The organism is Humibacillus xanthopallidus (assembly GCF_044793955.1).
Taxonomy (GTDB): Bacteria; Actinomycetota; Actinomycetes; order Actinomycetales; family Dermatophilaceae; genus Humibacillus; species Humibacillus xanthopallidus_C.
In genome coordinates this window covers 4,195,927-4,208,888 of the sequence record NZ_CP084995.1, presented here as the reverse complement: position 1 = coordinate 4,208,888, position 12,962 = coordinate 4,195,927, and the positions used below count along the sequence as shown (strand labels likewise).

The 12,962-nt window shown below is 73.5% G+C and carries 12 protein-coding genes; 5 read left to right on the top strand and 7 right to left on the bottom strand.

Features of this window, described 5'->3' with window-relative positions; all coding sequences use genetic code 11:
• Positions 1–42: 42 nt before the first annotated feature.
• Positions 43–420 (bottom strand): DUF2256 and DUF3253 domain-containing protein, encoded by a 378-nt coding sequence (locus tag LG278_RS19020; protein WP_404389168.1) that lies wholly within the window; start codon positions 418–420, stop codon positions 43–45.
• 100 nt (positions 421–520) lie between these two features.
• Positions 521–1,051 carry an aminoacyl-tRNA deacylase gene (locus tag LG278_RS19015; protein WP_404389167.1) on the bottom strand — a complete coding sequence of 177 codons (531 nt, stop codon included), beginning with the start codon at positions 1,049–1,051 and terminating at the stop codon, positions 521–523.
• An 80-nt stretch (positions 1,052–1,131) separates the two neighbouring features.
• Here LG278_RS19015 and LG278_RS19010 point away from each other — a divergent pair, with 80 nt between their 5' ends.
• The 3 genes from LG278_RS19010 to hutI are packed head-to-tail and all read left to right on the top strand — an operon-like array spanning position 1,132 to position 4,900.
• A complete protein-coding gene (locus LG278_RS19010; RefSeq protein ID WP_404393714.1) occupies positions 1,132–2,364 on the top strand; it encodes an allantoate amidohydrolase in 1,233 nt (410 codons plus the stop codon).
• The gene (locus LG278_RS19005; RefSeq protein WP_404389166.1) at positions 2,361–3,695 is read left to right on the top strand and encodes a formimidoylglutamate deiminase; all 1,335 of its coding nucleotides are present in this window, start codon (positions 2,361–2,363) and stop codon (positions 3,693–3,695) included. The genes LG278_RS19010 and LG278_RS19005 overlap by 4 nt, the downstream gene beginning before the upstream one ends.
• Positions 3,692–4,900 carry an imidazolonepropionase gene (gene hutI, locus LG278_RS19000; RefSeq protein WP_404389165.1) on the top strand — a complete coding sequence of 403 codons (1,209 nt, stop codon included), beginning with the start codon at positions 3,692–3,694 and terminating at the stop codon, positions 4,898–4,900. The genes LG278_RS19005 and hutI overlap by 4 nt, the downstream gene beginning before the upstream one ends.
• A gap of 41 nt (positions 4,901–4,941) precedes the next feature.
• Here hutI and LG278_RS18995 read toward each other — a convergent pair whose 3' ends face one another.
• From LG278_RS18995 to LG278_RS18980, 4 genes are all read right to left on the bottom strand, one after another.
• Entirely contained in the window at positions 4,942–5,154 is a 213-nt protein-coding gene (locus LG278_RS18995) for a DUF1918 domain-containing protein (RefSeq protein ID WP_404389164.1), read from the bottom strand.
• A gap of 82 nt (positions 5,155–5,236) precedes the next feature.
• Positions 5,237–6,433: an MBL fold metallo-hydrolase RNA specificity domain-containing protein gene (locus tag LG278_RS18990; RefSeq protein WP_404389163.1), complete on the bottom strand. Its 1,197-nt coding sequence runs from the start codon at positions 6,431–6,433 to the stop codon at positions 5,237–5,239.
• On the bottom strand, positions 6,430–6,711 hold the full coding sequence (locus tag LG278_RS18985; protein WP_404389161.1) for an MBL fold metallo-hydrolase: 282 nt from the start codon (positions 6,709–6,711) through the stop codon (positions 6,430–6,432). The genes LG278_RS18990 and LG278_RS18985 overlap by 4 nt, the downstream gene beginning before the upstream one ends.
• Before the next feature lie 24 nt (positions 6,712–6,735).
• On the bottom strand, positions 6,736–7,254 hold the full coding sequence (locus LG278_RS18980) for a DUF1918 domain-containing protein (RefSeq protein ID WP_404389159.1): 519 nt from the start codon (positions 7,252–7,254) through the stop codon (positions 6,736–6,738).
• 260 nt (positions 7,255–7,514) lie between these two features.
• Between LG278_RS18980 and LG278_RS18975 the strand changes: the two genes are divergently transcribed.
• Complete coding sequence (locus LG278_RS18975; RefSeq protein ID WP_404389157.1) at positions 7,515–9,185, top strand: GAF domain-containing protein; 1,671 nt, start codon at positions 7,515–7,517, stop codon at positions 9,183–9,185.
• On the top strand, positions 9,182–9,835 hold the full coding sequence (locus tag LG278_RS18970; RefSeq protein WP_404389155.1) for a response regulator: 654 nt from the start codon (positions 9,182–9,184) through the stop codon (positions 9,833–9,835). Before LG278_RS18975 ends, LG278_RS18970 begins: the two co-directional genes overlap by 4 nt.
• A 285-nt stretch (positions 9,836–10,120) precedes the next feature.
• Here LG278_RS18970 and ppdK read toward each other — a convergent pair whose 3' ends face one another.
• Positions 10,121–12,832, bottom strand: a complete 2,712-nt coding sequence (ppdK, locus tag LG278_RS18965; RefSeq protein WP_404389154.1) for a pyruvate, phosphate dikinase — start codon at positions 12,830–12,832, stop codon at positions 10,121–10,123.
• Positions 12,833–12,962: the final 130 nt, after the last annotated feature.

Here is a 12,962-nt window from a genome sequence, read left to right as displayed (position 1 = left end):
GGACGAACTGCTCTTTCGATCGGGGCGTGGGGGTGGGCGGGGTCAGCGGGGGCGGCGCACCCGGATCGGTCCCTTGACGTGGCTCGGGTCGATGACCTGCCCGCCCTGGGTGATCTGGGCGACGCCGGCTGCGACCAGCCGCCGGGCGGCCATCCGAGCGGGCTCCATGAGGCCCTCCCAGTCCTCGCCACCCACGGCCCGGGCGGCCTCGGACGGGCACACCGATGCTGTGGTGGCGCGCGCGTCGAGCAGCGCCTCGAGGGAGTCCTGCAGCTGGAGGTCGACCTGGGTGAGGCCGTGCTTGCGGCAGTTGTCGGAGCACCACCGCACCGACTCCCAGTCACGCTCCCACGCCTTGCGCCACGTGATGACACGCCCACAGCGGTCGCACGGTTTCGTCGGCAGCGCAGCTCTTCCCATGGGCCCAGTGTGCGCCCTCGCTGGGTGGGCGTGCGCCACAGACCACGGCCCCTCTCGGCGTCGGCCGCTCCCGAGGCTCCGGGCGGCGGCCACGGGGAGGTCAGCCCTTGCCGGTCTCCTCGTCGGAGATGTCGGCGACGGTCGCGTCGAAGAGCCGGATGACGTCATCGCCCTGCACCGTGAGGCCGACGCCGTGGTCGCCGCCGCCGATCGAGATGCGGCGACCGACGAGGTGGCTGTCGGCGATCACCGGCAGGGGCGTCGCCGAGCCGAAGGGCGTGATGGTGCCGCGCTCGTAGCCCGTGACCGCCCTGGCCGTGTCGGCATCGGGCATCGAGATGCGGTTGGTGCCGAGCAGCGCCCGCACCTTGGCCCACGAGAAGGTGCGGTCGCCGGGCACGAGGACGAAGACGTGATCGTCCTCGGAGCGGCGCACCACGAGCGTCTTGATGAGGTCGCGCGGCTCGATGCCTCGGGCGGCGGCGGCCTCCTCGAGACTGCCGACCCGACCGTGGCGGGTCACCGCGTGCGGGATTCCCGCCTCGCGCACGGCGTCGACTGCCGGGGTGCGGATGGCGTCCGAGTCACTACGCTCGGCGGTGTCGTCGCGGTCAGGGTCGCCAGAGTCCATGTCAGCCAGCCTAGTTACGTCGTCGGCGCAGCACGCCGGCGCGAGGAGCGGAGATCGTCGTGACTGCCCCCTTCGACCGGATGTGGGCCGAGCTCGAGCCCGTCGGGCGGGCATCCGAGACGGGTGGCTACCGCCGCTACGCCTGGACCCGCACCGACCACGACCTGCGTGAATGGTTCGCGGGAGAGTGCGCGGCCCGTGGCCTCGACGTCGTCGAGGACCGTGCGGGCAACCAGTGGGCCTGGTGGGGTGACCCCGACACGACCCCGGGCGTCGTCATCGGCTCGCACCTCGACTCCGTGCCCGACGGCGGGGCCTTCGACGGGCCCCTGGGCGTGGTCAGCGCGCTGGCCGTCGTCGACGACCTGCGCGCTCGTGGTCTCGAGCCCGACGTGCCGCTCGGTGTCGTCAACTTCGTCGACGAGGAGGGCGCGCGCTTCGGCGTGGCCTGCGCCGGCTCCCGCATCATCACCGGCGCGCTCGACGCCGACCGGGCCCGCTCGCTCACCGACCTCGACGGCGTCACGATGGCCGAGGCCTGGCGCGCCGCCGGTCGCGACCCCGACTCGCTCGGCCCCGACCCCGAGTCGGTCGGCCGGATCGGTCGCATCGTCGAGCTGCACGTCGAGCAGGGCAAGGCCCTGGCCCTCGCACCCGACGGCACCGAGGACCTAGGCGACGACTCCCGAGCCGTCGCCATCGGCACCGACATCTGGCCGCACGGCCGCTGGCGGGTCGACCTGCCGGGCGAGGCCAACCATGCGGGCACGACCCGCATCGAGGACCGTCGTGACGCGATGCTCTCGCTCGCCGACGTCGTGCACGCCACGCGGTCGTATGCCGTGGGGCTCGGCTGCGTCGCCACCGTCGGCAAGGTGCACGTGCAGCCGGGAGGCGTCAACGCGATCGCGAGCCACGTCACGGCCTGGCTCGACGCCCGTGGGCGCAGCGCGGCGTCAGTCCGGGCCACCGTCGAGGCCGTCACGGCCGACGCCGAACGCCTCGGCGGCACCGTGCGCGAGGAGTCGTGGACGCCGACGACCGACTTCGACGCCGGGCTCGTGAGCCGGCTGAGCCGCATCCTGCCCGACGCGCCGCTGCTTGGCACGGGTGCGGGGCATGATGCGGGGATCCTTGCGGCGCATGGCATTCCGGCAGCCATGATCTTCGTGCGCAACCCCACAGGTGTCTCACACTCGCCGGATGAGGCCGCGACACCCGACGACTGCCACCATGGGGTGGCGGCCCTGACGGCCGTCGTGACCGACCTCTGCACCCGGAAGGACGCCGACCACATGAAGGACGCCAGATGACCGCCTACTGGTGCGAGAGCGCTTGGCTCACAGGCGGATTCGCTCGCCGGGTCCGACTGGTCACGCAGGACGGCCTGCTCAAGGAGGTCCTCGTCGGGGCCGACGCGGAGCCCGACGACGTGCGGCTCGCAGGGGTCACCCTGCCGGGCATGGCCAATGCCCACAGCCACGCCTTCCACCGGGCCCTCCGCGGCCGCGTCAACGGCGGTGGTGGCAACTTCTGGAGCTGGCGCGAGCAGATGTATGCCGCCGCCGAGCAGCTCAACCCCGACACCTACTTCGCCCTCGCCCGAGCGGTCTTCGCCGAGATGGTGCAGGCGGGCTTCACCGTGGTCGGCGAGTTCCACTACGTGCACCACCGCCCGGGCGGCCGGCCCTACCGCGACCCCAACGCGATGGGCCTCGCCGTGCGCCAGGCCGCCGACGAGGCGGGCATCCGGCTCACGCTGCTCGACACGTGCTACCTCGAGGGTGGCCTCAACGGTGGCGGCCACGTCGAGCTGCACCCGGGCCAGCGTCGCTTCAGCGACGGCACCGTCGACGCGTGGGCCGAGCGCATGGCGGCCCGGCCGGCCGAGACCGACCGTGTGCGCCTCGGCGCGGCGATCCACTCCGTGCGGGCGGTCCGCCGCGAGGACCTGCCCCAGGTCGTCGCAGCGGCGGGGTCGCTCCCGCTGCACGTGCACCTTTCTGAGCAGCACGGTGAGAACCACGCCTGCCAGATGTTCTACGGCCACACCCCGACCGAGCTGCTCGACGAGGCCGGCGCGCTCGGCAGCAACCTGACGAGCATCCACGCCACCCACCTCACGGAGCACGACATCGAGCTGCTCGGCGGCACGGGCACGGGCGCCTGCATCTGCCCGACCACCGAGCGCGACCTCGCCGATGGCATCGGCCCCAGCCGTGCCCTGCACGACGCCGGCAGCCCGATCTCGCTCGGCTCCGACCAGAACGTCATCATCGACCCCTTCGTCGAGCTGCGCGGTGTCGAGATGCACGAGCGTCTCGTCACCAACGAGCGAGACCGCTTCTCGGCCAACGACCTCCTCCTGGCGGCCTCCTTCAACGGCTACCGGGCGCTCGGCTGGTCGGACGGCGGCCATCTCTCGAAGGGGGCCCTCGCCGACTTCGTCACGGTGCGCACCGACACCGTCAACACGGCCGGCTCGGCCCCCGACCAGATCATCTACTCCTGTGTCGCCTCGGACGTGTCGACCGTCGTCGTGGGCGGCGAGGTCGTCGTCAGCGACGGCCGGCACCGCATCGGTGACGTGGGTCGACTGCTCGGCCTCTCCATCGAGCGGGTCGCCGGAGGCGTGCACTCGTGAGCATCCTCGTCACGGGCATCGCGGAGCTGACGACCAACGACCCCGCGCGCAGCGCCGACGCGGGCTCGGACCCCGGCGACCGGCTGCTCGGGATCGTGCGCGACGCAGCCCTCGTCGTCTCCGGCCGCGGGCCGGACGCCGTCGTCGAGTGGGTCGGTCGCGCCGCCGATGCGCCCGCCGCCGACGAGCGGCGCGACCTCACCGGTCGCGCCGTCATCCCCGGCTTCGTCGACTCGCACACCCACCTCGTCTTCGCCGGCGACCGCTCGGCCGAGTTCGCCGCCCGCATGACCGGCACGCCCTATGACGGGGGCGGCATCGCGGTCTCGGTGGCGGCGACGCGTGCGGCCTCCGACGACGAGCTGCGAGACCTCGTGGCGGGCCGGGTCGCCGAGATGCGGGCCCAGGGCACCACCACCGTCGAGATCAAGAGCGGCTACGGCCTCACCGTCGCGGACGAGCTGCGCTCGCTCCGCATCGCGCGTGAGTTCACTTCTCACACAACCTTCCTCGGCGCCCACGTCGTGCCACGCGAGCACGCGACCGACCGGACGGCATACGTCGATCTCGTCATCGGTCCGATGCTCGACGCCGTCGTCGACGCAGGCGGACCAGCCCTCGCCGAGAGCATCGACGTCTTCTGCGAGCCGCACTCCGCGCACGCCTTCGACGGCGACGAGGCGCGCTCGATCCTCGAGGCCGGACGGTCGGCGGGCCTCGCCCTGCGCGTGCACGGCAACCAGCTCGGCCACGGCCCCGGCGTTCGGCTCGCCTGCGAGCTCGGGGCCCGCAGCGTCGACCACTGCACCTACCTCGACGACGCCGACGTCGAGGCCCTCGTCGCCGCGAGCGGCACGACGGTGGCGACCCTCCTACCGGGAGTGGAGTTCTCGACGCGCTCCCCCTACCCCGACGCCCGGCACCTCATCGATGCCGGCGTCGACGTCGCGCTGGCGAGCGACTGCAACCCCGGCACCTGCTACTCGTCCTCGATGCCCTTCGCCATCGCCCTCGCGGTCCGCGAGATGGGCATGACCCCGGCCGAGGCGCTCCACGCCGCGACCGCGGTGTCGGCGCGCTCGCTCGGCCTCGACCGCCGCATCGCGCCGGGTCAGCCGGCCGAGCTCGCCGTCATCGACGGACCGAGCCACCTGCACCTGGCCTACCGCGCCGGGGTGCCGATCGTGCACGCGCTCGAGCTCTGACGGTCGCCCGAGGGTCGGCAGCGATCGTGTGGGCCAGGGCGTCAGCCCCCGGTCGGCTCCGCCGCGTCGACGTGCTCGCAGCGCAGCACCGACCCCGGTCCGGGATGGATCAGCCCGGTGTGGCCGTCGGCCCACTCCACGACGTAGGGCGGCCCGCCGGCCTCCCCCTTGACCTCCCGGATCGTGCCCTCTCGCGGGCGCTGGCCTACGTGCTCGCCCGCCATCGTGATGCGGTCACCCACCCGTGCCTCCATGGCACACCTCCTCCAGAACAGGGTCCGGTTCTAGGACACCACGTCGAGGGCCGGCTGCACAGGCCGTCGGCCCGGTCGATCGTCAGTCGAGCAGCACCCGCTCGCCGTAGCGCGGCACGGACACGGCACAGTCGAACTCCTTGCGTATGCCGTCCGCGAGGGCCTGTGCGGCCGCCGGCTCCCCATGGACGACGTGCACCGTCTCGGGCGGCTGGGGCAGGTCGCCCAGCCAGGTGAGCAGCTCGTCGGCGTCGGCATGCACCGAGAAGTCGTCGAGGGTGACGATCTCGGCGCGCACCGGCACGTAGTGGCCGGCGATCTTGACCTCTCGGGCGCCCTCCTGGAGGTGGCGTCCGCGGGTGCCGACGGCCTGGTAGCCGGTGAGCAGCACGGCGTTGCGGGCCTGCGGCAGGAGATGGCGCAGGTGGTGGATGACCCGGCCACCGGTCGCCATGCCCGAGGCCGACACGATGATGCACGGCGTGCCGGGGGTGTTGAGCCGCATCGACTCCTCCGCTGTGTGGGCCGAACGCAGACCGTGCAGGCGGCGCAGCCGTTCGAGGGCCTCGGGGCGCACCTCGGCCGCGTGCGCCGGATCGCGGTAGATGTCGAGCGCGGCCAAGGCCATCGGGCTGTCGACCCACACCGGCACGTCGGGGATGAGCCGCCTCTCGACGAGGTCGGCAATCGCGAGCAGGACGATCTCGGTGCGGTCGACGGCGAAGGCGGGGATGACGACGCTCCCGCCACGCCCGATCGTGCGGCGGATCGCGCCCGCCATGACGTGGTGGTCCGGGTCGACCTCGGGGTGTGCCCGGTCGCCGTAGGTCGACTCGATGACGACGGTGTGGGCGGCCGGCGGCGTCGCGCGCGGCAGGAGCACCGGGTGGTCGGGCCGGCCGAGGTCGCCGGAGAAGAGCACGCTGGCGCCGCCGGTCTCGACGAGCACGCTCGAGGAGCCGAGGATGTGCCCGGCCCGCGCGAAGGTCACCTCGGCCCCCGCACCCCGCCCCACGCGTACCCTCTGGTCGGCGAGGCCGGCGGCACCCGAGCTCGCCTGGCCTGAGCCCGCACTGCCCGCGCCGCCGTGAGTGACGGGCGGTCGCAGCGGCTGTAGGGCAGCAATGGCGCGCTCGGCGTCGGCGACGTCGTAGAGGGGCAGCGGAGGGTCGTGCCGCGACCACCCGCCGCGGCGCGCCTCCTCCGCTTCCTCCTCCTGCAGGCGCGCGCTGTCCCGCAGGATCACGGCGGCGAGCGCTGCCGTGCCGGCGGTCGTCACCACAGCCCCGCGAAGCCGCCGCGCACGAGTGCCGGCAGGTAGCCGCAGTGGTCGAGGTGCGCGTGCGTCAGGGCCACCGCGTCGATGGTGTCGGGGGGCACCGGGAAGTCCTCCCAGTTGCGCTCGCGCCAGCGCTTCTCGCCCTGGTAGAGACCGCAGTCGACGAGCAGGCGACCGGCGTCGCTCTCGATGAGGAACTTGCTGCCCGTCACGGTGCCGGCCGCCCCGTAGAAGGTCAGGGCGGGCGCCCGCGTGTGGGCCTCGGTGGCGGAGCTCATGGCAGGCCTCCTGTCGCTGCGGGCTCACGTCCGGCGGACGTGAGCCTCCTCGCCCGTGCGGGCCTCGATCGCGTGCTCGGCCGTCTCGACGAGACGGTCGGCGAGGTGGCGCAGGGCTCGGGCGACGGCGACCTCGTCGCCGATCGTGGACACGGGGTCGTCGCCGACCGAGCGGTGGCTCTCGCCTCGTGCCGACAGCGGCCCCGGTGCGTCGGCGAGCAGCACGACGCTCGCCTGGGTGTCGTCACCCGACTCGAGGATCGACACCCGCACGGTCCACTCCCGCACATAGCTGACGTGATCGGAGTGCCCTCCCTCCCGGGGTGGGCCGTCGTGCGCCAGGGCTGCGGTGTCGTCCGGTGCCCCGAGCCGCAGCACCGTGCCCGGGCCGGGGAAGATGAGTCCGGTGTGCCCGTCGCTCCACCGGACGAGGTAGGGCGGCCCGCCGTCGTCGCCCCTGACCTCGAGCACCTCGCCGTCCCTCGTGGGCTGGTCGATGTGCTCGGCCGCCAGGATGATCCGGTCTCCTACTCGTGCACGCATGATGGCCTCCCTCGGTCTGCGCGGGCCGTCGGCCGGACCGGAAGGGGCCGGGACGGGCCGGTGCGTGGTGGTCCGGGGCTCCCGCGACCCTTCCATCGGAGCATCCCCGAGGCCGCTCCAGCAGAGTCCAAGGTCCCGGTGCTGGTCCGGCCCGCCGACCCCCGACCGCTCCGGGCCGCTCCGGGCCGTGCCGTGCGGGGCCTGCAGGCCGTTCGGGCCGTTCGGGTCGGCCGCCCCGCCCCGCTGCCTAGGATCGGAGCATGGAGCAGCCTGACCTCAGGTCCCTGCTCGATGCGGTGGTTCCCTTCAGTGCCGATCTCGACCTGGCCGGCGTGCTCCACCGGATCACCAGGGCTGCGTGTGAGCTCGTCGGTGCGAGATACGGCGCGCTGGGCGTGGTGGGCCCTGACGGTCGCCGGCTCTCGGCCTTCTTCACCCACGGCCTGAGTGACGAGGAGCGGCAGCGCCTCGGGTCGCCGCCGACCGGCCGGGGCGTGCTCGGCCTGCTCCTGCGCGACCCGCAGCCGCAACGGCTGCACGACCTCACGGCGCACCCCGACTCGGCGGGCTTCCCCGAGCACCATCCCGTGATGCACAGCTTCCTCGGGGTGCCGATCCGGCTGCGCCAGCACGTCTTCGGCAACCTCTACCTGACCGAGAAGCAGGACGGCTCGGACTTCACCGAGGACGACGAGGCCCTCGTGGTCTCCCTCGCCGCCGCGGCGGCCGTCGCCATCGACAACGCCCGGCTCTACGAGCGCAGCCAGACCCGGCAGCGGTGGTCACGGGCGTCGAGCGAGCTCGCCCAGTCGCTGCTCGAGGCCGACGACGAGGAGGCCTCTCTCGAGCTGATGGCGCGCCAGGTGCTCGAGAGCAGCGCGGCCCGGGCCGTCGCGGTCGTGCTCCCCGACACGGCCGGGCGGCTCGAGGTGCGAGCCGCCTGCCGTGTCGCCGACGACCTCGGACGTAGCGCAGCCGACGGCAGTGAGCTGCGGGGGGCCCTCCTGCAGGGGGCGTGCTGGCACGACGCCCTCGCAGACCGCCAGCCGCTCCTCCACGTGCCGGGCGGAACCCCTGACCCGCGCGCCCTCCCGGCCATCGAGGCCCGCCGACTGCTGGGGCTCGACGAGCAGGCTCCCGTCGCAGTGGTGCCGCTCACCGCCGGGCCGGCCTCCGTCGGCCTGCTCCTCACCGGCTGGAGGCCGGAGGAGGAGCTCGTGGCCGAGGACGCGGTGCCCGACCAGGTGGCCTTCGCCCTGCAGGCGGGTGTGGCGCTGACCGCCGCGCGCTCCCATCTCGACCGGGCCCACATCGCCCTGCTCGAGGACCGCGAGCGCATCGCGCGAGACATGCACGACAACGTCGTCCAGCGGCTCTTCGCGACCGGGCTCTCCCTGCAGTCGACAGCGCCCCTGGCGCAGCACCCGGTCGTCCAGTCGCGCCTCAACGCCGCCGTGGCCGAGCTCGACAGCGCGATCACCGAGATCCGCCAGGCGATCTTCGGGCTTCACGCGCCGCCGACCTCGGCAGGTCTCCCCGCCAGGGTGGCCGCGATCGCCGAGTCGTATGCCGTGAGCCTGGGTTTCGCCCCCCAGGTGAGCTTCGAGGGGGCCTGGCCCGACACCCTCGCCCCGGCCCTGCGCGCCGATGTCGAGGCGGTCGTGCGCGAGGGACTGGCCAATGTGGCCCGGCACGCGCACGCCTCCGCCGCGCGGGTCCGGGTGTCGGTGGGGCGCGACGTCGACGTCGAGGTCGTCGACGACGGGTTGGGCACCGAGGGCCACGAGGCACGGAGCGGGCTGGTCAACCTCGGTGCCCGGGCCCAGGCCGCAGGGGGCACACTGACCCTGGAGCCGGGTGAGCGCGGCGGCACGCGCCTCCACTGGCACGTGCCCACCCCGGTGAGCGCCGACGACAGGAGGGGCCGATGAGCATCAGGGTCTTCCTCCTCGACGACCATGAGATCGTGCGACGCGGACTGCGCGACCTCATCGAGGCGACCGGAGACCTCGTCATCGTCGGGGAGTCCGGCTCGGCCGCCGAGGCGACCCGGCACATCCCGGCCTTGCGCCCCGACGTGGCGGTGCTCGACGCGCGCCTGCCCGACGGGTCGGGCATCGACGTGTGCCGCGACATCCGGTCGGTCGACCCGAGCATCCGCGTGCTCATCCTCACGTCCTACGACGACGAGCGAGCCCTCGTCGCCTCGGTGCTCGCCGGAGCCTCCGGCTACCTGCTCAAGGCGCTGTCAGGCGAGGGCATTGTCGAGGCCATTCGCCGGGTTGCGGGTGGCGACGACCTGACCGACCAGCCTCAGGTGCAGGCCCTGCGGGCCGGCTGGTCGGCGCGCGCCGAGACCGATCCCCGGCTGCGCTCGCTGTCGCCGACAGAGCGCCGCATCCTCGACCTCATCGCCGACGGACTGACCAACCGCCAGATCGGCGAGCACCTGGGCCTCGCCGAGAAGACGGTGAAGAACTACGTGTCGACCGTGCTGTCGAAGATGGGCATGGAGCGCCGCACGCAGGCCGCCGTGTATGCCGCGACGCACCGCAGGGCCGAGCCCCCCGGGGACGCGTGACGCCCCGAGCAGTCACCACGTCGGGTGGCCACCAGCTCGAGTAGCCAGCATTTGCGGGACGGACGGCGACCCCGGGGGTGGCAAGGACGGCATACCGGAGGGACCTGACGATGCCTGAGAATCCCTGACGGCGCCCGAGGAGCCCGACGGTGCCTCACACCCTGCTCCGCTGGGCGGAGCAGGGTGTGAGTCGGGGGCGGGCGGCACCTGGTTGGCGCCTCACATGCTGCTCCGCTGGGTGGAGCACCATGAGAGCCAACGGCGGGGAGCGCCCCCGCCGGCGCCTCAGCGCGTGTCAGCCGTGGCCGTGCGCCCCTCCGCGAGCACGGCCTCGCGTCCGGCCTGGAGGCGGACGACGGGGATCCGTGGGGGCGAGCACGAGAGGTAGTCGACACCGGCCGCGTGGAAGAACGCGGTGGACCCGGGGTCGCCGGCGTGCTCCCCGCAGGCGCCGAGCCCGAGGGACGGCCGCGCGCGGCGACCGTCGTCGGCCGCCATCCGGACCAGCGCCCCGACTCCGACCTCGTCGAGGGTCTCGAACGGGTTCGACGTGAGGATGCCGGTCTGCCGGTAGGCGGTGAGGAAGCCGGCCTCCGCGTCGTCGCGCGACATGCCCCACGTGGTCTGGGTCAGGTCGTTGGTGCCGAAGGAGAAGAAGTCGGCCTCGGCAGCGAGCGCGGCCGCGGTGAGGGCCGCGCGAGGCAGCTCCACCATGACGCCGACCGGCAGGTGCAGCTCCGTGCCGTGCGCCCGCGCGACCTCGGTGATGACGCGATCGATGCGTCCACGCGCCGCGACGAGCTCTCCGACCTCGGCCACGAGCGGCACCATGAGCTCGGGACGCACCGTGCGGCCCTCGGCCCGCAGCCGAAGGGTCGCCTCGGCGAGGGCGCGGACCTGCACGTCGATGATCTGGGGCAGGACGGTCAGCAGGCGCACGCCGCGCAGCCCGAGCATCGGGTTGGACTCGTGCCACCGGCGCACCGCAGCAAGCCGCCGGGTCGTCGCTGGGTCCTCGGTGCCGCGCTCGGTCTCGAGGGCAGCGCGCACCGACAGGTCGACGAGGTCGGGCAGGAACTCGTGCAGCGGCGGGTCCAGCAGTCTCACGACGACGGGCAGGCCCTCCATCTCGACGAGCAGCGCGGTGAGCCCGCGCAGGGCGAGATCCTCGATCTCGGCCAGCGCGCCCGCTCGGTCGTCGTCGAGCACGAGGCGCTCGACGAGCTCTCGACGCGCACCGAGCAGCATGTGCTCGGTGCGGCACAGGCCAATGCCTTCCGCGCCGAATCGCCTTGCGGCGCGGGCCTCCTCGGGGATTTCTGCGTTGGCGAGCACCTTGAGACGGCGACGCTGATCGGCGTGGGCGAGCAGCCTCAGCACGGCGTCGACGACGGGGTCGGCGTCCGAGGGCGCATCGCCCTGGATCGCCGTCGCCACGGGGCTCTGCTCGATGTCGCGCTGGCCCTCGAAGATGTCACCGGTCGTGCCGTCGACCGACAGGAGCGACCCCTCGCGGACGACCCGCCCCCCGGGGAACGTCGCGGTCCGGGCATCGAGGTCGATGACGAGCCCCTCGACCCCGGTGACGCAGGTGCGACCGAGGCCGCGGGCGACGACGGCTGCGTGCGAGGTGAGCCCGCCGCGGGCGGTGATGACCGCCCGGGCCGCGACGAGCCCGCCGAAGTCGTCGGGGCTCGTCTCCGGACGTGCCAGCACGACCCGGTGGCCGAGGGCGGCGCGCTCGACGGCCGTGGCGGCCTCGAGCACGAGCTGACCGGAGGCCGCGCCGGGGCTCGCCGCGAGGCCGTGGGCCAGTGTCGCGGCCGATCCGTCGCGGGTGAAGGTCGGGTGGAGCAGGGTCTGCAGCTGCGTGCCGTCGACGCGGGTCAGGGCCTCGTCGAGGTCGATGACCCCGTCGTCGACGAGGGCCGCTGCGATGCGGAAGGCGGCGGCGGGGCTGCGCTTGCCGAGCCGCGTCTGCAGGATCCACAACCGACCCCGCTCAACGGTGAACTCCACGTCGCAGAGATCTCGGTAGTGCGTCTCGAGGGTGCGCAGGTGCTCGCTCAGCTGCCGGTGCAGCTCAGGGTCACGGCGTTGCAGCTCGGAGAGGTCGAGCGGGCTGCGCACCCCGCTGACGACGTCCTCACCCTGGGCGTCGGGCAAGTAGTCCCCGAAGGCCCCGGGGGCTCCGGTCACGGGGTCGCGTGTGAAACACACCCCGCTGCCGGAGTGCTCGCCCCGGTTGCCGAAGACCATCTGCACGACGTTGACGGCGGTGCCGAGGTCGTCGGCGATGCCCTCGTGGCGGCGGTAGAGCCGGGCCCGGTCGCCGTTCCAGGAGCCGAAGACCGCGAGCACGGCTGCGTGCAGCTGCTCGCGGGCATCCTGGGGGACGTCGTGGCCGGTCCGCTCGCGGATGATCGCGCGGAAGCCGTTCGTGAGCCGCTTGAGGGAGGAGGCGTCGAGCTCGGCGTCGGTCTCCACGCCGACCGCGCGGCGCATCGCCGTCAGCTGGTCGTCGAAGAGCGTGCCGTCGACCCCGAGCACCGTGCGGCCATACATCTGCGCGAGCCGGCGGTAGCAGTCCCAGGCGAAGTGCGCCTCGCCCCGGCGTGAGAGCGCGGCGGCGACCTCGTCGGTCATGCCGATGTCGAGGATCGTCTCCATCATGCCAGGCATCGAGAAGCGGGCCCCGGAGCGCACCGAGAGCAGGAGCGGGTGCAGCGGGTCGCCCAGGCGCAGGCCGGTGCGCTCCTCGAGGGAGCCGAGCTCCTCCTCGACCCGGGTCCACAGGCCGTCGGGCTCGCCGCCGCTCGTCAGGTAGGCGCGGCAGGCCTCGGTCGTCACGATGAAGCCGGGCGGCACCGGCAGCCCGAGCCGGGTCATCTCTGCCAGGCCCGCGCCCTTGCCCCCGAGCAGCCCGGCCATCGACCGGTCTCCCTCGTGCAGCTCGACGACGAGCGGGGCGCTCGTCGTCCTCTCGATGATGGTCATGGCTCCTCCGGTCACGCGAGACGGGCCGGGCGCACCGTGCGGCGGCCTCGCCTCCTTGCATCGTCGGCCGCGGCGGCGTCCGACGCGTAGTGCCGAAGGTCCCTCTGCGCGCCCGCGGACCGCGCGTAGC

Bases quoted from the DNA above. Each gene is read 5' to 3' on its own strand.
- LG278_RS19020 (WP_404389168.1), bottom strand. From the start codon at position 420: ATGGGAAGAGCTGCGCTGCCGACGAAACCGTGCGACCGCTGTGGGCGT.
- LG278_RS19015 (WP_404389167.1), bottom strand. From the start codon at position 1,051: ATGGACTCTGGCGACCCTGACCGCGACGACACCGCCGAGCGTAGTGAC.
- LG278_RS19010 (WP_404393714.1), top strand. From the start codon at position 1,132: ATGTGGGCCGAGCTCGAGCCCGTCGGGCGGGCATCCGAGACGGGTGGC.
- LG278_RS19005 (WP_404389166.1), top strand. From the start codon at position 2,361: ATGACCGCCTACTGGTGCGAGAGCGCTTGGCTCACAGGCGGATTCGCT.
- LG278_RS18995 (WP_404389164.1), bottom strand. From the start codon at position 5,154: ATGGAGGCACGGGTGGGTGACCGCATCACGATGGCGGGCGAGCACGTA.
- LG278_RS18985 (WP_404389161.1), bottom strand. From the start codon at position 6,711: ATGAGCTCCGCCACCGAGGCCCACACGCGGGCGCCCGCCCTGACCTTC.
- LG278_RS18980 (WP_404389159.1), bottom strand. From the start codon at position 7,254: ATGCGTGCACGAGTAGGAGACCGGATCATCCTGGCGGCCGAGCACATC.
- LG278_RS18975 (WP_404389157.1), top strand. From the start codon at position 7,515: ATGGAGCAGCCTGACCTCAGGTCCCTGCTCGATGCGGTGGTTCCCTTC.
- LG278_RS18970 (WP_404389155.1), top strand. From the start codon at position 9,182: ATGAGCATCAGGGTCTTCCTCCTCGACGACCATGAGATCGTGCGACGC.
- ppdK (WP_404389154.1), bottom strand. From the start codon at position 12,832: ATGACCATCATCGAGAGGACGACGAGCGCCCCGCTCGTCGTCGAGCTG.